Below are 19,542 nucleotides of genomic sequence, written 5' to 3'. Positions count from 1 at the left end.
GTATCAAGGAGCGGAGCCTTAGGCCCGCTCCGTTATTGAGAAAGCCTATGTCCAATAAACCCACATTTAACCATTGTGCGTTTCCAATACTGCTCCTCACACCTCAGTTATTGATTACGTTTGTCTTCTTTTTATGGCCCGCCGCACAGGCCATTTGGCAATCAACCTTATTAGAGGATCCATTCGGCCTGAGCACAGAATTTGTCGGGGCGGAAAACTTTATCGAACTGCTGGGTGATTCAAGCTACTACGGCTCCTTTTTCACCACGCTGTTTTTTAGTTTTGCCGTCGCGGGAATAGCGCTGATCTCTGCCCTTATCCTCGCAGTCATGGCTGATCGTGTGATCAAAGGGGCCACAGGCTACAAAACATTATTAGTGTGGCCCTATGCCGTCGCACCAGCTGTCGCAGGGGTGCTGTGGCTCTTTATGTTTAACCCAACCGTCGGCGTATTGGCACATGCGCTGAAAGCGCTGGGGCTAGACTGGAACCCGTTTACCCACTCGGGAGACGCAATGACCATGGTGATCATTGCCGCAACATGGAAGCAGATCAGCTACAACTTTCTGTTTTTCCTCGCAGGGTTGCAGTCTATTCCTCGCTCCTTGATTGAAGCGGCTGCCATTGATGGCGCCGGCCCGGGTAAGCGATTTTTTACCATTATCTTCCCACTGCTCTCGCCCACCTCTTTCTTCTTACTGGTGGTCAACTTGGTGTATGCCTTTTTCGAAACCTTTGGCGTTATTCATGCCATGACACAAGGTGGCCCGGGCCAGTCCACTACCACCTTGGTTTACAAAGTCTACGCCGATGGGTTTGTCGGTCTAAATCTGGGCTCATCAGCGGCGCAATCTGTGGTGCTCATGCTATTGGTCGGTGCGCTGACCGTTATCCAATTTAAATACGTTGAAAAGAAGGTGGCTTACTGATGGTTGAACGTCGCCCTTGGTTAACTTTTTTCTCGCACTTGGTATTGATGCTGGGTGTTGCGTCAGTGGCCTTGCCAGTATGGCTTGCACTTACTGCCGCTACACACGATAGCAGTGCGTTTGTCAGTGGCATGACGCCGCTGTGGTTTGGGGACAAAGGTTTGTCGGTGTTTCAAGAGGTCCTCACAGAAGGCACCTCGCGCGAACTCAAGATCTCGGTCGCAGGCATGTTGTGGAATTCTTTTTTAATGGCAATGGGAATTTCACTGGGTAAGCTGGTCATTTCTATTTTATCGGCCTATGCGGTGGTGTACTTCCGTTTTCCCGGTCGCATGCTGGCTTTTTGGGTGATCTTTATGACCCTGATGCTGCCTGTTGAAGTCCGCATTATGCCCACGTTTCAGGTGATTGCTGACCTCAATATGCTCAATTCAATGCCGGGATTAACCATTCCGTTAATTGCCAGTGCCACCGCCACTTTCTTATTCCGTCAGTTTTTTATGACGGTCCCCGGAGAAATGCTAGAAGCGGCACGCATTGATGGAGCAGGCCCCTTTAAGTTTTTCAAAGACATTTTACTGCCGCTTTCTCGAACAAATATCGCGGCTTTGTTTGTAATTACCTTTATCTATGGATGGAACCAATACCTTTGGCCCATTTTGATCACCACCGACGATCAGTACTACACCATTGTGATGAGTATTCAACGTATGCTCTCGGTCGGTGATGGTGAAGTGGAATGGAACCGCGTAATGGCGACCACATTGATGGCCATGCTTCCCCCGGTTTTAGTCGTGTTGGGGATGCAAAAGTTGTTTGTAAAAGGTTTGGTGGAGACGGAGAAGTAAATGGCGACGGTAACCCTTAATCATATTGAGAAAACGTACCCAAACGGGTTTAAAGCAATTCATGGCATTGATTTAGCCATAGACGATGGCGAAATGATCGTACTCGTCGGTCCCAGTGGGTGCGGTAAATCGACCTTGCTACGTATGATTGCCGGTCTGGAAGGGATCTCTAAAGGCGATCTGATTATCGACCAGAAAAAGGTCAACAACTTGGAGCCCGGCGAACGTGATATCGCGATGGTGTTTCAAAACTATGCGCTCTACCCGCATATGAGTGTGTTCAATAATATGGCCTATGGCTTGCGTAACCGCGGAACACCAAAGGACAAAATCCAGCAATTGGTCCAAGAAGTCGCGACCATGCTTGAACTCGACCACTTACTAGACAGACGTCCAAATCAACTCTCTGGTGGACAACGCCAACGTGTTGCCATGGGGCGCGCCATTGTGCGTCGACCAAAAGTCTTCTTGTTCGATGAGCCGCTATCAAACCTGGATGCAAAACTGCGGGTACAAATGCGGCTCGAGATAAAAAGCCTACAACGCAAACTGAATACCACGGCGGTGTATGTCACCCACGATCAGGTCGAAGCCATGACGTTAGCCGACCGCTTGGTGGTTCTTAATGGTGGCAACGTCGAGCAAATTGGCACACCACTCGAGGTTTATGACGCACCGGCAAGCTTGTTTGTCGCGACCTTTATTGGCTCACCCGCCATGAACATTGTTACCGGAAGCCTCGAGCACGGTCAGCTCAACATCGGTGCACACACACTGGCAACCTGTGATGTGGTAGGTCATCAATCCGTCTCTGTTGGGTTACGACCAGAGCATTTGAAAGTGGTTGATACGAGTAAAGCGTTGTTCACCATGACGGTAACCCTCACCGAGTCACTCGGTGCAGATTTGCTGGTTTATGGACACATACGTGACACCGATAGCTTGCTGACGCTCCGCCTTGAAGGCCATACCAAAGTGAAAGAAGGCGATCAGTTGCCGCTGACGATAGCTGCTCATAACCTGCACGTATTCGACGGTGAACATGGCAAACGACTGGATGTCACGCTACAACAACCAGAACGCCAGATTGAGACGGTATCCTAACATCGGAGTATCCCTATGACCGCCCCTTTGCCGATTGCTCAATTGTCACAGTCTGCTGCAGACTGGCGTGAGCTGCGTTGGTTGCTAACAGACGTGGATGACACGCTCACTTGGCAGGGGGCGCTGCCTTGGCAAACGTTACAGGCACTTAGCCAACTTCGCGATGCGGGAATCCGCGTGGTACCGGTAACGGGGGCGTGTGCAGGTTGGTGTGATCATATTGCAAATGCATGGCCCGTTGACGCCGTGATTGGAGAAAATGGTGCATTCGTGATGCAGCGTCAAAACGGAACCTTAAACACCACCATCAATCACACTGCCCAGCAAGCACAAGCGGCATTACTCGCTTTCGTACAAACGCTTTTATCTCAGTATCCGGCACGGCGCATTGCCAGCGATCAAGCCTACCGTGTCGCAGAAGTGGCGATTGATATCGGTCAGCACACTCCGGCTGCGCCAAAGGATGAAATCCAAGCCCTTCTTGATGCGCTCCATGCCTATGGTGCCAATGCGACAGCAAGCTCCATTCATATCAATGCCTGGGTAGGCGATCACAGTAAGAAGGTATCGAGTTTTCGCTATTTAGCCGAGCAAGGATTATCCGGTAAACAATACAGTGAACAAGTTGCGTTTATTGGCGACTCGCTAAATGACAGCCAAATGTTCGCTTCGTTTCCCTTGAGCGTAGGCGTCGCGAATATCGCGCACCATTTACCCTCACTGCCCCATCCCCCACAGTGGATCACCACCCAACCGGGCGGTTTTGGCTTCGCGGAATTTGCGCACCAACTTCTCACTCTCAAGCGTCAATAACCGGCTAACCGAAGGCGCGCTATGTCGGGATAATAGGACGCAATTTGATATCGTTCGGACGAAAAATCACCACCAAATCTGCGACCTGCCTCATACCTAGCTAGACAGATGGCTTTTTATATCAATGTTTTATTTAACTTTAACAAAGGCTCGTTCTACAATGTCGCCCGTTAACGTTTAAACTAACGCCCAAAACCTCACGTATCGCTCGCGGTTATGTCGCCCTGTCACCACCAACTGTGGCAGTGAAACGCATAGAGCGATGATAATAACGATAAGGATAATGTTATGAAACGCTATGCCCTAGCGCTGTTAGCAGCGGTAATGCCAGCGATGTCACAGGCGGCTCCCGTCGAGAATGCGGATTGCTATACCGCCAAATACCACGATTACGTTGACGCCTCGATCAACTGGTACCAAGATTTAGTCTCCTTGACTGTCAGTAAAGACGAGTCGTTAAAAGACGTTGCCGATTGGTTCTTACGTGGCCGAGAAAACCATTTTAAGCTCAACGCACAAGCCTTTGACTATTATCTCAGCAACGATACCGCCAAGCTAAGCCTCGATGCCCCAGTTGAATCTTGGCTACAACTCACGCAAGAAGACGTCAAAGCCCTTTCACAATCGTCATTGCCACCAGCTAAGCTCGCCAAAGAAGTCTTTGAGTTTCGCCAAGGCGAAGCCATGGAAGGGAACTATGCGCTGCGCAGTGCACTCGCCGACTTGCTCAGCCATCCCAAAGAAATTGATACCGCGCTTAATCAGTACAACAATCAAATGGCCGCGATTAATCAGCGCCAGTGTAAATAGGCTGTACGCTTAAACGCCACCTAGTTTTGAATGGTTGCAGGTAGAGCCGGTTCACCCCGGCTCTTTGTCCATCTACCGGTGAACAAAGCACGACGTCATTTCGCTTTCACTCCCCTACGCGTTGGGGATAACACCTTGCTGACTGATAAAAAAAGCCTGATGCTAGCCGGTTTTTTTGCTATGTTGTGGCCATTTCTCAGCAAGTGCTCTCGTGACCATCAATGACCTTGTCACTTTATGATGGCCAATCTTGAACTGCGAAGCAGATACAAAAGAAGAATTCCATGGCAACACAAAACAAAGCTGCGGACGCCACACCGGAAACGCTGCACCGGATTTTTACTGTTCCAGAAGCGCCCGATTCAACACTGAGCAAAATCGAGCAAGAGATCTCGCAAAACCTCAATCGATTTTTGCAAAACCATATTGCCGCCAGCGATCGCTCTTTGGCAGATATTGAAAGTGACTTTAGTGATCCGACGATCCCTGAAGATCCTGCGTTTGTGTCCGACCATACCCAGTTTTTGCTCGATAAATTGGTCGCTCAGTCTGTACATACTTCCTCGCCGCGATTTATCGGTCACATGACATCGGCGCTGCCGTACTTTTTGATGCCGCTATCTAAAATTATGATCGGGCTAAATCAAAATACGGTGAAAATCGAGACATCGAAGGCCTTCACGCCATTGGAGCGTCAAGTCTTGGGCATGTTACATAACTTGATTTACGGCCAAGACGATGCCTTCTACCAAAGCTGGATGCACAGTGCTAACCACTCTTTAGGGGCGTTTTGTTCGGGAGGCACCATTGCCAATATGACCGCCCTTTGGGTCGCTCGTAACAATGTATTGAAACCAGACGGTGATTTTCCCGGCATTCATAAAGCGGGACTATTCAGTGCCATGCGCCATTATGGCTACCAAGATCTAGCCATATTGGTGTCTGAGCGCGGTCATTATTCACTCGGCAAAGCCGCCGATGTATTAGGCATCGGTCGAGACCAGCTGATTTCTATTCCTGCTGATGACAATAACCGCATTTGCATTGATGCACTGGAAGAGAAAATTGTTGAGCTTAACCAAGCCAATATCAAGCCAATTGCGATTGTCGGTGTCGCAGGGACCACAGAAACAGGCAACATTGATCCGCTTAATGCTCTCGCAGACATTGCCGAGCGTGAAGGGATCCACTTCCACGTCGATGCGGCTTGGGGTGGTGCGACCTTGATGTCGAATAATCAGCGACATAAGCTGGAGGGCATTGAACGGGCCGACTCTGTCACCATTGATGCGCATAAGCAACTCTATGCGCCTATGGGTGCCGGTATGGTGCTGTTTAAAGACCCGTCTCTCGTCGCATCGATTGAGCATCACGCTGAATACATTTTGCGTAAGGGTTCAAAAGATTTGGGCAGCCACACGCTTGAGGGCTCACGGAGTGGAATGGCGATGCTAGTGTTCGCGTGTATGAACATTATCTCGCGACGCGGTTATGAGTTGTTGATCGATCAGAGCATCGATAAAGCCTCTCATTTTGCACGCATGATTGACGCTCACTCTGACTATGAGCTGATTTCTGAGCCCGAGTTATGCCTACTCACCTATCGCTTTGTGCCTCAACGTGTTCAAGCGGCGCTTGCGATTGCTAGTGATGAACAGGTCGATTTGATGCACGATCTGCTCAACGATTTGACCCAATTTATTCAAAAACGTCAGCGAGAATGCGGCAACACCTTTGTGTCACGGACGCGTCTCACCCCTGAGCAGTGGCAACGTCGCACCACCACGGTTTTCCGCGTGGTATTGGCCAATCCACTGACGACCCATGACATTCTCCATGAGGTGTTAGAAGAGCAAGCCCGCATTGCACAGCAGAGCGAATTTGCCTATCCGCGCCTGATGACACTGGCCGAAAGCATTCTCAAAGCGTGTTAACCCATTGCTATGATGCAGGGTAAGAGACAAAAGGCAGTCATCGACTGCCTTTTGTTATTTGAGCGGTCCCGTTTTCGGGGGATCGGTCGATTGTAAACAGTGTGTTTGGCCCAAGGCCAACTCACGCTCATGTTCAATTTTCAGTCTCGCTTGCCGCCATTGCATCAGCACTTGCGATTCGTTCATGGCCTTTCCGGGCTCAGAGAACAAAAAGCGCTGCAGGGTGTGATTGAACTCATGCGTGTTTTCCTGTTCATCATAGGTCACCCCCATTAGCTCAAATGCACGCGCTTTCTCTCTGTCTGTGCCGACCACAGTATACCGCTGCGCGATATCTAATGTGTTGTCGTATCGACAATGGACCAGCGCTTGTTGCGCACCACGCAATTCTTCATTAAGGCCAATGGTGCTGTAATTACGCCATAAGTCAGAAAACTGTGGTACCGCGCAGCCGGTTACGGCCAGCGATACACTTAAAATAATCACCTTTTTAATCATGACCTGTCCCTGATTGACCCTGACTTCACTGATGACCTAAAACAATGCAATTTAAATGCCGACTAAGACTGGCGCGTTCCGATAACCACCTCACCCGATTGCTCAAACATGGCCACCTCTTTACGGCGGCGGCCAAGCAAGATGGGTTTATCATCATAGAATAGAAAGTTCTTCCAATATTTTTTAAAGATTCCCCAGCGAGACTCCACGACATTGTGTTTGTCGTAACAAAAATAGATCACAATGTTGTCCTCCCAGGGGAAATGCGCCAAGAACTCATCAGGAAGATCCTCATCATTATCCCATGCGCTCTGCCATACCAAGCGGTTTTTCCAAACGCTTTGGTGAGTTGGCCAATCCTGTTTGCCAAAATGATCGGGCGTAGGACTGTCTTTGCTGACAAACTCTTGCCATAGCTGTCCAGCACGGGCCTCCGTCATGGGTTTAATATCGGCGAGATCGCTCTCCGCAATCGGTAATGATTGATGAGTGAAGATCCACTTGCGCTTATAGTCGGATAAAGGGATATAGTTCATGGTGTTGTTCGTTATCACATTGGCGTAAGACGCCACTTTACCATATCCACAGATCGGTTGTTACTGAGGCGCACGCATACAAAAACGGCAATGCGTGAGGCATTGCCGTGAGTGACTAAATGGCCGTGGTTAATATTAACTGTTTACCGCAATCTCGTCGGTCGATTTAATGTCTTCGTCGCTACCCACTTTGCGGTGGCCTTGATCAAGGTGAACCATTCCCACCAAATCATCATTGCCTACTTGGAACGCTTGACCAAACCCTTTTACGTACAAGCCATTTTCTGGCACCAAGCGGAATAAACGGAAGTCTTCCAACCCACTTAAGTTACCAATAATGTCACCAAAGCGTGCTTTCAATGCCTCAATACCAGCATGCCACGCCTCAGTATTGCGGGCCACCATCTCGGCTTGAGCGTCAAAGCTGAGTCGTTGACGGGCAAAAATCTGCTTCGCACTGCCCTCATCTTCGATCATCATCAAAGACAGGTTGGGGTTTTCTTGCAGGTTACGTGCATGGCGAGCAATTTCACTGATCAAGATATAAAAGCCATCTTCACGCTGAGCAAAAGGGGCATAACTGACATTGGGTTTGCCTTGCGCGTCGAGTGTTGCAAGCTGCAGGGTACGGCAGTTTGCACGAAATTCTTTAATTTCAGGGCCAAGACGATTTTGTAGACGTTCTTGTTTAGTAGCTTGATCCATGATTATTGCTCCGATTCTGTCAATTGAGAGGTTGCCAACTGCGTTTTTAGTTGATTGAAGGCTTCAATCTGATGTTCAAGAAGCTGACGCTTTTCGTCACGCCCCAAGTAAATTTTAAAAATTGAGTCACCTTGTTCGGTGAAAAAGCCGATGTAGTGGGTGACTTTGCCGCGAAAAGGCTTACTAACAAATGCAATACCCGCCATGCGCTCTAGTTTTAGGTGGCCATGCATTTCGCCCGGCTTTCCCATCAAGTTGTAGTAGCCATAAGCGATCTTACCTTTAGGAAAAGGGGCCTTCACTTCAAATATCGAGCCGCCAGAATGCACGATCGCGGTCACCGGACCGTCCCACTCGGCTACCTGACTTAACACCGTTTCGGCGTGTTGCCCATCCACCCAAGTTTGATATTCGGATGGCATCGCGCGTACCACCTCACCTTCACTGACACCCAGCGTATTCGCCATATCGGCGGGCAGCATGGAGGCGTTCTCGGTGAGAAAGGCATTGACTTGCTCGGTCAATGTAGTTGTCATGGTTTACTCCCAGCCTATTGTTATCGTTTTCTGTTGGGCAGGGACAACCCTGCCCATGTTTAGTGATTGATTAAAATTGATAGCGAACGTTGAGTTTAATATCACGACCCGGTGAGGCGACTTGAGACCACGCCGTGGTGTAATACTCATCGGTGAGGTTTTCGATCGCGAGATCAAACTTCACACCATCCCAAGCACCTTTAGGGCTATAGCTTGCATACAGGTCCCACAATGTATAACCGTCATAGGTCTTAACACTGTTCGTGTTGTTTTGATCAGCATAGTGAGATATACGACCACCAACACTCACCGGTAACGTCGTCAGCGCGTAGTCGGTTTCCGCAACCCATTTATGAGCGGGAATATTATCTAGATAGCTGCCATCATGCTTATTCTTGCCTTCGGTTTGGCTATAGCTCACGTTGTTGGTAAAACCACCAAGTTGGTGATGCAAGCTAACCTCGATGCCTTCGAGTTTAGCTTCAGGCAAATTTGTCTTAACAGTCGTCCCATCGAACCCTTGTCCTTTCGGGCCTGAGGGACCGTATTTAATTGACTGTTCGATAAAGTTATCGACATCATTTCTAAAAACACGCGCGTCAACATAGCCTTTGTCGACATACTGACTAGGCGAAAACGTATAAGTAACACTCAGTTCTTTATTGGCACTTTCTTCCGGTTTCAGAGCGGGATTAGGCACAAACTGATTCATCGCAAAATGTGTTCCACTGGCATACATTTCTTCTAAATTCGGAGCACGAAATGCCTCACGATAACTGGCTGTGAATGCCAGCTGCTCGGTTGCCTGCCAAGTTAATGCCGTTGAAGGTGACCAAGCCGTATTATCATGGTTACCAATGGTCGATTCGGGTCGCTTATCTTTCGCCTCATAGGCATCAAAACGGATACCCGCTTGCCATTGCCATGCGTGTCCCAGTGGCACATCAACTTGGGCAAATGCGCCGACACTTTGCGCTTCGGCATCTTGATTATCTGGGCGAGAGGTATTGCTTTTATCGCGCACGGTTTTAAATCGATCTTGATACGCGTCAATCCCTGTGATTAATGCCAGCTTTTTAAGGTTGGAACGGTTCGATAAAGACAAACCAAGGGTTTGCATCTGATTATTATCACGCTCACCTTTATCAACGCGATGCTCATTGACTTCGGTGTCGTTCCAATAAAGGCGTGCATCTAAGTCCACCCACGACTGGCTAGGATTGTAGTTATAATTTAGCGACAGACTTTGATCATCGACTTGACGGTAGACGAGAGGCGACGAAGTTGATGGCTTTTCGACCGTCGGGTTAGTGGGTACCATGCTGTCACGTTTGCCTTGACGGGCAGTCAAAGTCCATTGATGGTCTAAAGACGGCGTCAATGTCACTTTCGCAAACCCACCCTTTTCTCTATCGGCGGAATAAGACAAGGTTTTTCCGTTGCCTAGTTGGTTATCATCACTATCGTGATAGTAACTTTGTACTAGCCAATCAACTGTCTCTGTACGACCAAATATCGCACCGCTCGTGCGTGAGGCGTTATCGTTACTATGTAAGCCTTGTTTGACATAGCCACCCAAGGCCTTTGTACCGGAGAGAAAGTCACTGGCTGATTTCGTGTTTTGCGCAAACACGCCTCCCATCGCACCGGATCCCCATAAGGTACTAGATGGGCCACGGACCACCTCTACCGAACTAAGTAACTCAGGGTCGATAAACAGACTCGAGCGGTGACCAACAGAGAAGTTCTGACGCGTGCCATCGACAAGTTGTACCACGCGGCCATTTTCGCTGCTTAATCCACGAATAACGACAGATTGAGCGGTATCGCGACCTCCGCCAATTACGGATACGTTAGGTAAGTGACGAATTAAATCAGTGACGTTACTTCCCTGCCGTTTTTCAATTTCTTCGAGTGATACCGTGCTGACCGCAGCGGCACCGTTCGCTTTTTGTGCGTCAATGCGGCTTGCATACACCGCGATAACGTCTGATGACGAATCCGCCGTGTTTTGCGTCTCCGCCAACGCTGAAGGAATAAATGCCAATGTGCCAAGGGCAGCACCGATAGCAAGCTTGATCGTAGAAGGAGTCAATACTTCCGAGACGTCCGTTTTTAACAGCATGGGTCTTCCTATTGAGCCAATCAAAAATGAGAATCATGAACAATTTGGCAGGATTGTATTGATCATTAACGGCAATGTAAACGATAATTGCTCGTAATTAGGTTTGTAACTCATAATTACATTTACGTTCACTAACAGTGTGTAATGGACTGACGTCGAGCATTGCACTCACATTGACTGGTTTAATAAATAAAGGAATTCATCATGGCAACTGCCGCGGTTAGACTGCTTGCCCTCGCCTCAGCACTACTCTCACTCTCTGTCACAGCATCACCACGCATTGTCAGCGCGGGGGCCGGTGTAACAGACTTACTGGTTGAATTAGGTGCAACAGAACAGATAGTTGGCATTGATGTCACCAGCCATCTACCGAATAAAGACGTGCCGAATGTCGGCTATCATCGCCAGCTCGCCGTCGAAGGTGTGCTGTCTTTATCACCGACTCTAGTCGTAGGCTCAGATGAAATGGGCCCTACCCCGGTTTTGGAGAAAATCGAAGCGTCAGGGGTAACCGTGGCTCGACTGTCTAGTGAACCCAGCGTCGAGACACTCAAAACACGGATTGAAAAAGTCGCGAGTCTCACCCACACAGAGTCCAAAGCCGCAGAGTTACTGACCGACATAGACACCAAGATTGCGACATTAAAAGCGCATGCCCCCAAAACCGCGCTCAAAGGCGTGTTTCTTCTGGTTCACCAAGGACGTCCTGCCAGTGTCGCGGGTGCCAATACCTCACCGGATACCTTGTTGTCGCTGATGGGTGCGACTAACCCTGCCGCCACGGCGCTCAGTAGCTATAAACCACTGTCGCCAGAAGCGTTACTGGGCTTTGATCCGGACTTTATCTTGGTCATGCAACGTTCTCTCGACCAGCTAGGTGGTATTGAAGGACTCGCTGATGCCGTGCCTTTACTCAATGCCACGCGCGCATTCCAACAGCAGCGTATTATTCCAATTGACGGCAGTGTGTTAGTGGGAGGTCTTAGCCTGAAATCACTGGATGAAGCCATTCGTATTCAGCGCACCGTCGTTGGAGAGAACGACTAATGCAAGCGTCTTTTCGATCCTCACAGTCGCATGTTTTTCCAGCGCTCATCGTTGCACTTGTCGTCGTAGGGATAACGTCTATCGCGGTGGGACAATGGCAACTTGGCTGGCTGACCAGTTTACAGAGCTTAACCCCTTGGCATGACAATGTTGAGCCGCATGTACTCGCCATCGTTCAACAAGTTCGATTACCTCGAACCTTGCTGTGTATTTTTATCGGTGCATTGCTCGCCGTTTGCGGCACTTTGATGCAGGGGCTTTTCCGCAACCCTCTCGCTGACCCGGGTATTATCGGTGTCTCTGGCGGCGCATCATTAGGAGGCGCACTGGGCTTGCTATTGCTCTCTTGGGGCAGTATCGAGGCCAGCTTTGTGTTTTCGGTGCCTGCCTTTGCGTTTATCGGTGCACTACTGGCAACCCTATTTGTATACAGAATTGGCACAACGGCCATGGGCAGTTCGGTGACCATCATGTTGCTAGCGGGCATTGCGATCAGTGCATTGTCCGGCGCTGCATTAGGTTTGATTAACTATGTGGCGGATAACCAAACGTTACGAGACATCGCCCTTTGGTCGATGGGGTCACTGACCGGTGCGACTTGGGGACAAATTGTTCTCACTGGCATCGCTGCATGCTTACTCACGGTGTTTGCCTACCAGCGCGCACGCCACTTAAATGCCCTTTTGCTCGGTGAAAACGAAGCGGCGTATTTGGGCATTGATGTACACCATTTAAAACGCCTACTCATTGTTGTGACCGCGGCGGGAATGGGCATTGCGGTAAGTGCTGCCGGTCTTATCGGCTTTGTGGGTCTAGTGATCCCACACATTGGACGTTTAATTGCCGGTCCGGATCATCGCACACTGGTGCCCTTATCAGCCATTCTTGGTGCCCTGTTACTGACCTTGGCCGATATTGTTGCCCGTGTCATTGTCGCCCCCGCCGAATTGCCTGTTGGCATTATTACCGCCTTAATGGGTGCTCCTTTCTTTTTATGGCTTCTTATTCAACAACGAAAAGCAGTGGTTCACGAATGACAGATTCTGCCCTTCAAATCTCCAAGCTCAGCTATGCGCTTAACGGCCGTCAACTGCTAAGCGAGATTGATCTCGCCTTTACTGCCGGCCAGTTACACGTTTTACTCGGGCCGAATGGTGCGGGGAAAAGTACACTGTTAAAGCAATTGATTAGCGACAAACATCAGCATGGCAGTGTGCAGTTTTGGCAACAGCCAAAAAGCCAGTGGCAAGGCGAAGAATTTGCCCGACGAGTTGCCTTCCTTCCCCAACATAGCGGGCTCACGTTTGCATTCTCCGCGCAAGAAGTAGTCGAGATGGGGGCGACACCACTAAAGGCAAACCGAGAACAGATCGCGGCCCTTGCTAACGAGCAACTAACGGCATGGGATATTAGCCATCTTGCTCATCGACCGTATCCGATTTTATCTGGCGGTGAAAAACAACGCGTACACATGGCACGCGTGTCATTACAGCTAGCACAAACCGCACCAGATCAAGCGATACTGATGCTGGATGAACCCACTTCGGCCTTAGATATTACCCATCAACATTACACCCTAAAGCGCTGTCGAGCACTCGCTGACCAAGGAATGACAGTGCTATTGGTGTTGCACGACCTGAATTTGGCGGCGCAATACGCCGATCAACTGCATTTTCTGAAAGCAGGTCGAATCGTCCTATCCGGCGACCCGTGGCAGTGTTTTAGTAGTGATAGAGTGGCAGACATCTACCAATACCCGCTGACCGTTCTGACTCATCCGGAGCATGACTGCCCACTGATCGTGTCTTAATTGATAAATACATCATAGCTGGCTCACAAAACCGTCTGTTGGTCCATTTTCGCTGATCAGACCAATTGCGAGTGTGCGCCAACCTAAGTAAACTGAGAGCGCAACCGATTAGCTATGAGAATGGATGAAATCGGATTCGTTACCTTCGCAACCGTCTGATGTGCCGGGATTGTGAAAGACATCGCCGCTGACGAACAGCGGCGTTTTTCTGTAAGGTCGCGAGTAACGATCCCTACGCATTACTACAAAGAAGAATCAAGATGGCAACGATTAAAGATGTCGCGCGTCTCGCCGGTGTATCGACCACGACGGTGTCACACGTGATAAACAAAACCCGCTTTGTCGCAGAGAAGACGACTGAGAAAGTATGGCAAGCGGTTGAAGAGTTAAACTACGCCCCAAGTGCTGTGGCGCGAAGCTTGAAATGCAACACAACACGTACACTGGGTATGCTGGTGACCAAATCCACCAACCCCTTTTTCGCCGAGCTTGTTCACGGTGTGGAAGACTATTGCTACAAGCAAGGCTACACACTGATTCTCTGCAATACCGAGGGAAACCTTGAAAAGCAACGCGACTACCTGCGTATGTTGTCAGAAAAGCGCGTCGACGGACTCATTGTGGTGTGCTCTGATCTCAACGAAGATTTGATGCTGTTATTAGAAAAAAAACGCGATCTGCCTATGGTCGTGATGGATTGGGGCAGTCACCATATCGATACAGACCGCATAGAAGATAACGCTGAATTAGGCGGTTACCTTGCCACCAAACACTTTATTGATAATGGACATACTAAAATTGGCTGTATTTCCGGCCAAATGGATAAAAATACCTGTAAGCATCGCTTAAACGGTTATTTCCGTGCGTTAAAAGAAGCCAACATTACAGTGAATGAAAACTGGCTGATTGAGGCGGATTTCGAAGCCGATCAAGCGCAAATTGCCGCGAAGCAATTAGCGACAATGTCAGACCGCCCGACCGCTGTCTTTTGTTTTAATGACATTATGGCATTAGCGGCGATTAGTACGTTTAACGAGCACGGCTTGAAAGTGCCAGATGATATATCGGTGATTGGTTACGATAATATTGATCTCACCGAGTATTTCTCGCCACCATTGACAACTATTCACCAGCCCAAACGCCGTCTAGGCAAAACGGCCGTCAAGCTCTTGCTCGCGCGAATTGCCAACAACGAGACTCAGCAGCAAGTGTTCGAAATGCAACCTGCACTAGTGAGTCGACAATCAGTTAAAACCATAGATTAGTGTTTTTATTACACTTTTATGACACACCGTCTCCTTTGTGAGACGGTGTGTCTAATGAGAGACAACTCGATGAACCCTTCACTTAGCCATTAATCATTTACAGCCCTCTTGAACTAAGATCACATTTTTAAATGCTGCTTGGGACGACATCACTGTCTAATTATTATATGCTTAATAGCGTTTGAACAAGGCAAACCATGGCGAAAGCATGGGACGCAAAGCCACCGGCCTAATAACTTCCACTAGTGTTTGGGAGTTGATGGCAGCGGGGTTGCCAACAATTAATGATCGAAGCTGACAACTATTTGATAGATCGTTGACAACTCTGTGGTTTTGCCTTGTTACATTTTGACGTCTTTTTTGGGCATTAGTAATTCATCGAGATATTAATCAAATGGATAAACCAGCTTTAAAGAATGCAATGAAGTTATTTGCCAAATTTGGCAGCATTAAGTCCCGTTCAATGTTTGGCGGATTCGGTATTTTCTGTGACGATACCATGTTCGTTTTAGTCGTAGAAAACCAGCTCCACTTACGAGCCGGAAAAGAAAATGAAACACTATTAAAACAACAAGGCCTCGAGCCCTACGTGTATAAGAAAAGAGGATTTCCAGTTGTAACTAAGTATTTTGCAATACCAGAAGAATGGTGGGACGATGAAGAAAAGTTATTGTCAGAAGCAAAATACGCCCTAGAAGTAGCGAAGCGAGATCGAGCTGAGAAAAACAGGACTTCGCCAACAAGATTAAAAGATCTACCTAATTTACGGCTGGCAACCGAACGTATGCTGAAAAAAGCAGGTATTACATCTCCAGCAGATTTGCAGCAACAAGGTGCCGTTAATGCCTATAAAGCTCTTCTCTCGGCGCATGAAAAAGAGCTAAGCTTGGAATTACTGTGGTCACTAGAAGGTGCGATTACTGGCAAGCATTGGTCTGTGGTTCCACCCCAACGTCGCCAAGAATTATTACAACATTTAGAAAATTAATTCCTCACACCCCCCATACCTCTCTACCTTTTTTGTGAGCAATGTTCGCGTCCAACACCGCCTTTAAGGCGGTGTCGCTTTTTCTGAACGCGCTAAATGCTCAATAAATCATCATTCAAACTAATTTCAGACATAAAACGAAAGTTTCTTGCGATCGGTCGGGTCTGGTTAAAGGTACGATTAAGGACACAGTTCCTCAATGTAACCGACAAATCAGCCAGTTAATTCAGCTACAGTACCTAAAGTAATAACTGGGACCCATTTACTATCGGACGAGACACAGTATGCCAGTAAAAAAGATATTGCTTGGTTTAGTGGTGGTGGCGCTTGTAACACTTTGGTTCAGTTTAGATCTCAGCCAGTGGCTCACGCTTGAAAACGCCAAAGCACAACAAGTGGCATTGAATGATTACATTATCGAAAACGCGACCACCGCAAGCCTGGTGTTTTTTGTCGGCTATGTAGTGATGACCGCCCTGTCCTTACCGGGTGCGGCAGTGGCGAGTTTATTGGGCGCGGCACTCTTTGGCTTTTGGTGGGCATTGGTGTTGGTCTCCTTTGCTAGCTCGATTGGCGCCACCCTCGCCTTCTTGGTGAGTCGCTTTATGTTGCGCGACTGGGTCCAAGCCAAATTTGGCAATAAGCTCGATACCATTAATCGCGGCATAGAGAAAGACGGTAGCTTGTATCTGTTGACCCTCCGCCTGATCCCGATTTTCCCGTTTTTTCTGATTAACCTCGTGATGGGGCTAACCCCGTTCAAAACCCGCACCTTCTATTGGGTCAGTCAGCTCGGTATGTTGCCGGGTACCGCAGTCTACGTGAATGCAGGGACCCAACTGGCCCAAATCGACGCACTCGGCGACGTGGTGTCACCCTCGGTGCTTGGCTCACTCGCCTTACTGGGTATCTTCCCACTGCTGGCAAAGTGGGTCATGGCTTGGATCACACGTCGTAAACGCTATCAAGGTTGGAACAAGCCCCATCAGTTTGACCGCAATATGGTAGTGATTGGTGCCGGTGCAGGCGGCTTGGTATCAAGTTATATCGCGGCGGTAGTGAAAGCGAAGGTTACGCTGGTCGAAAAAGGTTCGATGGGAGGAGACTGCCTAAACACAGGGTGTGTTCCCTCAAAAGCGCTGATCCGTGCGGCGAAAACCATGCGAGAAATTGGCAAGGCTAAGACATTTGGCATTCATACCCAAGCGCCAGCGGTTGATTTTCCGGCGGTCATGGCGCGGGTTAAACAAGTGATTACCCAAATTGAGCCCCACGATTCGGTCGAGCGTTACACCAAGCTCGGCGTGGAGTGTGTGCAAGGCGAAGCACACATCGTTTCGCCATGGGAAGTCGAGGTGAATGGCGAACGCCTCACAACCCGCAACATCGTGATTGCGACCGGCGCACGCCCTATGTTGCCCCCGATTCCCGGTTTGGCTGAGGTCACGCATTACACCTCAGATACAATTTGGTCTCTGAATGACCTACCGCCGCGGTTGTTGGTTTTGGGCGGAGGTCCCATTGGCGCAGAATTGGCACAAAGTTTTGCGTGTTTAGGCAGCCAAGTCACTCTCGCAGAAATGGCCGACCAACTTCTCGGCCGCGAAGATAAAGATGCCGCTCAGCTGGTTGAACAGGCGTTAGAGCGTGACGGCGTCACGGTTTTAACACAGCACAAAGTCAAAGCATTTGAGCACAGTGATAATGAGCAAATCGCCTTGCTCGATGGCCCTGACGGTGAGACGTCTGTCTCATTTGATGCGGTGCTGGTCGCGTTAGGGCGCAGTGCCAACACCAAAGGCTTTGGTCTCGAAAAGCTCGATATTCCAGTGACCGAGCGTGGCACGATTCAAGTCAACGAGTACCTGCAAACCGCCTATCCAAATATCTATGCGGTAGGTGATGTAGCGGGTCCGTTTCAGCTCACCCACGCCAGTGCTCATCAAGCATGGTATGCCGCGGTGAATGCACTATTCGGGCAATTTAAACGCTTTCGTGCTGATTATTCAGTAATGCCTGCCGCGACCTATACATCGCCAGAAGTCGCGCGCGTGGGCATCAATGAAAAAGAAGCCAAAGCCAATCAGCAAGAGGTGGAAGTAACCTACTACGGCATTGATGATTTGGATCGCGCGATTGCTGACGGCAATGACCACGGTTTTATTAAGGTGCTGACACCAATAGGAAAAGATACCATTCTGGGGGTGACTATTGTTGGCGAGCATGCGGGCGACTTGCTCGCAGAGTTTACTCTCGCCATGCGGCACGGGTTAGGACTAAATAAAATTTTGGGCACCGTCCATCCGTATCCCACTATGAGTGAAGCGGTGAAGTATACCGCTGGGATGTGGAAACAAGCCCATGCGCCCGAGAAGCTGCTTAACTGGGTCGAAAAATATCATCGTTGGATGCGTCACTAATTGAAAAGGAAGATGACAATGAAACACTGGATAGCGGCGTTAACATTGGCAATTGTAAGTACCGCCAGTTTTACTGCCTCTGCGAGCACGGAAAACGACCGTTGGGAAAGTATTGAACAACAAGCCAAAGGCCAGACTGTTTACTTTAACGCATGGGGCGGTAATCAAGAGATCAATGCTTACCTGCGCTGGGCGAGTCGCGAGTTACAACGCGATTATGGTGTCACACTGAAACATGTCAAAGTGACGGATATCGCTGAAACCGTCAATCGCCTACTTGCCGAAAAGACAGCGGGTAAGGATAGCGGCGGCAGTGTCGATATGGTTTGGATTAACGGCGAAAACTTCAAATCAATGAAGGAAAATGATTTGCTGTACGGCCCTTTTGTCAGCACGCTCCCCAATTGGCAAATTGTCGATAAAAGTTTACCGGTTGAAGAAGACTTCACTGAGCCAACAGACGGCCTCGAAGCACCTTGGGGGGTGGGACAGCTGGTGTTTATCCATGATCAGAAAACCTTGGCCAACCCACCTCGCTCTTTCGCCGAACTGTTAAGTTTGGCTAAAGCATTCCCTGGGCGTATCAGTTACCCCAAACCACCCGAGTTTCATGGCACCAGTTTTTTGAAAGCCGCCCTGCTGGAACTTACCGATGTGCGCGAGGCACTTTACCTGCCGGTTGATGAGGTAGACTTTGACGCCGTGACCGCCCCACTATGGCGCTATCTAGACCAACTACATCAAGTAGCATGGCGCGAAGGCGCTCAGTTCCCGTCAGGCAGTGCCGAAACTATCCAACTGTTGGACGATGGTGAGCTTCTCGTAGCGATCGCGTTTAACCCCAATGCGGCAAAAGCAGCGGTGGCCTCTGGAAAACTCGCCCCGTCAGCGCGTGCGTTTGCCTTTGACCAAGGCGCGCTATCTAACATTCACTTTATGGCGATTCCATACAACGCCAACGCTAAAGCCGGCGCTATGGTCGCTATCAATTTCTTGATGAGTGAAAAGGCACAACTGCGTAAAGCCGACACCCAAGTATGGGGCGATCCACCCGTGGTTAAGTTATCCGACACCGCCGAGGTCAGTCGCTTTAATACCCAGCCCGAGCCACATCCAAGCTGGCAAACCGCGCTTGAGAGTGCGTGGCTGAAACGCTACGGCCAATAGTAAAGAG

The 19,542-nt window shown here is 49.2% G+C and carries 18 protein-coding genes and 1 riboswitch; of the genes, 13 read left to right on the top strand and 5 right to left on the bottom strand.

Annotation, left to right across the window (positions count from 1 at the left end; translation table 11 throughout):
- The first annotated feature begins 47 nt into the window (after positions 1-47).
- The 6 genes from ugpA (at position 48) to panP (ending at position 6,438) form a co-directional block, all read left to right on the top strand.
- Entirely contained in the window at positions 48-929 is an 882-nt protein-coding gene (ugpA, locus tag BGK46_RS05650; RefSeq protein ID WP_069587593.1) for a sn-glycerol-3-phosphate ABC transporter permease UgpA, read from the top strand.
- Positions 929-1,777: a sn-glycerol-3-phosphate ABC transporter permease UgpE gene (ugpE, locus tag BGK46_RS05645; RefSeq protein ID WP_069587592.1), complete on the top strand. Its 849-nt coding sequence runs from the start codon at positions 929-931 to the stop codon at positions 1,775-1,777. The genes ugpA and ugpE overlap by 1 nt, the downstream gene beginning before the upstream one ends.
- Positions 1,778-2,881, top strand: coding sequence for a sn-glycerol-3-phosphate ABC transporter ATP-binding protein UgpC (gene ugpC / locus BGK46_RS05640; RefSeq protein ID WP_069587591.1), 1,104 nt, complete (start codon positions 1,778-1,780; stop codon positions 2,879-2,881).
- 15 nt (positions 2,882-2,896) lie between these two features.
- Positions 2,897-3,694, top strand: a complete 798-nt coding sequence (locus BGK46_RS05635) for an HAD family hydrolase (RefSeq protein WP_069587590.1) — start codon at positions 2,897-2,899, stop codon at positions 3,692-3,694.
- A 288-nt stretch (positions 3,695-3,982) separates the two neighbouring features.
- A complete protein-coding gene (locus BGK46_RS05630; RefSeq protein WP_069587589.1) occupies positions 3,983-4,504 on the top strand; it encodes a hypothetical protein in 522 nt (173 codons plus the stop codon).
- Between the two features lie 284 nt (positions 4,505-4,788).
- The gene (gene panP / locus BGK46_RS05625) at positions 4,789-6,438 is read left to right on the top strand and encodes a pyridoxal-dependent aspartate 1-decarboxylase PanP (protein ID WP_069587588.1); all 1,650 of its coding nucleotides are present in this window, start codon (positions 4,789-4,791) and stop codon (positions 6,436-6,438) included.
- A 54-nt stretch (positions 6,439-6,492) separates the two neighbouring features.
- Here the strand turns inward: panP and BGK46_RS05620 are convergent, their stop codons facing one another.
- From BGK46_RS05620 to BGK46_RS05600, 5 genes are all read right to left on the bottom strand, one after another.
- On the bottom strand, positions 6,493-6,936 hold the full coding sequence (locus BGK46_RS05620; protein ID WP_084781296.1) for a hypothetical protein: 444 nt from the start codon (positions 6,934-6,936) through the stop codon (positions 6,493-6,495).
- A gap of 62 nt (positions 6,937-6,998) precedes the next feature.
- Positions 6,999-7,472, bottom strand: coding sequence for a DUF2947 domain-containing protein (locus tag BGK46_RS05615; RefSeq protein ID WP_069587587.1), 474 nt, complete (start codon positions 7,470-7,472; stop codon positions 6,999-7,001).
- 135 nt (positions 7,473-7,607) lie between these two features.
- A complete protein-coding gene (gene hutZ, locus BGK46_RS05610) occupies positions 7,608-8,177 on the bottom strand; it encodes a heme utilization protein HutZ (protein WP_069587586.1) in 570 nt (189 codons plus the stop codon).
- A gap of 2 nt (positions 8,178-8,179) precedes the next feature.
- Positions 8,180-8,713, bottom strand: a complete 534-nt coding sequence (gene hutX, locus BGK46_RS05605; RefSeq protein ID WP_069587585.1) for a heme utilization cystosolic carrier protein HutX — start codon at positions 8,711-8,713, stop codon at positions 8,180-8,182.
- 70 nt (positions 8,714-8,783) lie between these two features.
- A complete protein-coding gene (locus tag BGK46_RS05600) occupies positions 8,784-10,838 on the bottom strand; it encodes a TonB-dependent hemoglobin/transferrin/lactoferrin family receptor (protein WP_084781294.1) in 2,055 nt (684 codons plus the stop codon).
- 204 nt (positions 10,839-11,042) lie between these two features.
- Between BGK46_RS05600 and BGK46_RS05595 the strand changes: the two genes are divergently transcribed.
- The 7 genes from BGK46_RS05595 to BGK46_RS05565 all read left to right on the top strand — a co-directional run bounded on the left by BGK46_RS05595 (position 11,043) and on the right by BGK46_RS05565 (position 19,535).
- Positions 11,043-11,885: a heme/hemin ABC transporter substrate-binding protein gene (locus BGK46_RS05595; protein ID WP_069587584.1), complete on the top strand. Its 843-nt coding sequence runs from the start codon at positions 11,043-11,045 to the stop codon at positions 11,883-11,885.
- Positions 11,885-12,922 (top strand): FecCD family ABC transporter permease, encoded by a 1,038-nt coding sequence (locus tag BGK46_RS05590; protein WP_069587583.1) that lies wholly within the window; start codon positions 11,885-11,887, stop codon positions 12,920-12,922. The genes BGK46_RS05595 and BGK46_RS05590 overlap by 1 nt, the downstream gene beginning before the upstream one ends.
- A complete protein-coding gene (locus tag BGK46_RS05585) occupies positions 12,919-13,695 on the top strand; it encodes a heme ABC transporter ATP-binding protein (protein ID WP_069587582.1) in 777 nt (258 codons plus the stop codon). The genes BGK46_RS05590 and BGK46_RS05585 overlap by 4 nt, the downstream gene beginning before the upstream one ends.
- Before the next feature lie 260 nt (positions 13,696-13,955).
- Complete coding sequence (gene purR, locus BGK46_RS05580) at positions 13,956-14,960, top strand: HTH-type transcriptional repressor PurR (RefSeq protein ID WP_069587581.1); 1,005 nt, start codon at positions 13,956-13,958, stop codon at positions 14,958-14,960.
- 179 nt (positions 14,961-15,139) lie between these two features.
- Positions 15,140-15,239: riboswitch (cyclic di-GMP riboswitch) on the top strand.
- A 115-nt stretch (positions 15,240-15,354) separates the two neighbouring features.
- Complete coding sequence (locus BGK46_RS05575; RefSeq protein ID WP_069587580.1) at positions 15,355-15,948, top strand: TfoX/Sxy family DNA transformation protein; 594 nt, start codon at positions 15,355-15,357, stop codon at positions 15,946-15,948.
- Positions 15,949-16,232: 284 nt separating this feature from the next.
- The gene (gene lpdA / locus BGK46_RS05570; RefSeq protein WP_069587579.1) at positions 16,233-18,368 is read left to right on the top strand and encodes a dihydrolipoyl dehydrogenase; all 2,136 of its coding nucleotides are present in this window, start codon (positions 16,233-16,235) and stop codon (positions 18,366-18,368) included.
- 12 nt (positions 18,369-18,380) lie between these two features.
- Positions 18,381-19,535: an ABC transporter substrate-binding protein gene (locus BGK46_RS05565; RefSeq protein ID WP_069587578.1), complete on the top strand. Its 1,155-nt coding sequence runs from the start codon at positions 18,381-18,383 to the stop codon at positions 19,533-19,535.
- Positions 19,536-19,542 lie beyond the last annotated feature (7 nt).

This window comes from Salinivibrio sp. SS2 (genome assembly GCF_001722075.1).
GTDB classification, from domain to species: domain Bacteria; phylum Pseudomonadota; class Gammaproteobacteria; order Enterobacterales; family Vibrionaceae; genus Salinivibrio; species Salinivibrio proteolyticus.
The sequence above is the reverse complement of the archived record's forward strand: the minus strand, read 5'-3'. Positions and strand labels throughout refer to the sequence as shown.

What these genes read in the sequence shown, in the direction of transcription:
- lpdA (WP_069587579.1), top strand. Translation starts at nt 16,233, where the DNA reads ATGCCAGTAAAAAAGATATTGCTTGGTTTAGTGGTGGTGGCGCTTGTA.
- BGK46_RS05600 (WP_084781294.1), bottom strand. Translation starts at nt 10,838, where the DNA reads ATGCTGTTAAAAACGGACGTCTCGGAAGTATTGACTCCTTCTACGATC.
- BGK46_RS05615 (WP_069587587.1), bottom strand. Translation starts at nt 7,472, where the DNA reads ATGAACTATATCCCTTTATCCGACTATAAGCGCAAGTGGATCTTCACT.
- hutX (WP_069587585.1), bottom strand. Translation starts at nt 8,713, where the DNA reads ATGACAACTACATTGACCGAGCAAGTCAATGCCTTTCTCACCGAGAAC.
- hutZ (WP_069587586.1), bottom strand. Translation starts at nt 8,177, where the DNA reads ATGGATCAAGCTACTAAACAAGAACGTCTACAAAATCGTCTTGGCCCT.
- purR (WP_069587581.1), top strand. Translation starts at nt 13,956, where the DNA reads ATGGCAACGATTAAAGATGTCGCGCGTCTCGCCGGTGTATCGACCACG.
- BGK46_RS05585 (WP_069587582.1), top strand. Translation starts at nt 12,919, where the DNA reads ATGACAGATTCTGCCCTTCAAATCTCCAAGCTCAGCTATGCGCTTAAC.
- BGK46_RS05590 (WP_069587583.1), top strand. Translation starts at nt 11,885, where the DNA reads ATGCAAGCGTCTTTTCGATCCTCACAGTCGCATGTTTTTCCAGCGCTC.
- ugpE (WP_069587592.1), top strand. Translation starts at nt 929, where the DNA reads ATGGTTGAACGTCGCCCTTGGTTAACTTTTTTCTCGCACTTGGTATTG.
- ugpA (WP_069587593.1), top strand. Translation starts at nt 48, where the DNA reads ATGTCCAATAAACCCACATTTAACCATTGTGCGTTTCCAATACTGCTC.
- BGK46_RS05635 (WP_069587590.1), top strand. Translation starts at nt 2,897, where the DNA reads ATGACCGCCCCTTTGCCGATTGCTCAATTGTCACAGTCTGCTGCAGAC.
- panP (WP_069587588.1), top strand. Translation starts at nt 4,789, where the DNA reads ATGGCAACACAAAACAAAGCTGCGGACGCCACACCGGAAACGCTGCAC.
- BGK46_RS05620 (WP_084781296.1), bottom strand. Translation starts at nt 6,936, where the DNA reads ATGATTAAAAAGGTGATTATTTTAAGTGTATCGCTGGCCGTAACCGGC.
- BGK46_RS05630 (WP_069587589.1), top strand. Translation starts at nt 3,983, where the DNA reads ATGAAACGCTATGCCCTAGCGCTGTTAGCAGCGGTAATGCCAGCGATG.
- BGK46_RS05565 (WP_069587578.1), top strand. Translation starts at nt 18,381, where the DNA reads ATGACAATGAAACACTGGATAGCGGCGTTAACATTGGCAATTGTAAGT.
- ugpC (WP_069587591.1), top strand. Translation starts at nt 1,778, where the DNA reads ATGGCGACGGTAACCCTTAATCATATTGAGAAAACGTACCCAAACGGG.
- BGK46_RS05595 (WP_069587584.1), top strand. Translation starts at nt 11,043, where the DNA reads ATGGCAACTGCCGCGGTTAGACTGCTTGCCCTCGCCTCAGCACTACTC.
- BGK46_RS05575 (WP_069587580.1), top strand. Translation starts at nt 15,355, where the DNA reads ATGGATAAACCAGCTTTAAAGAATGCAATGAAGTTATTTGCCAAATTT.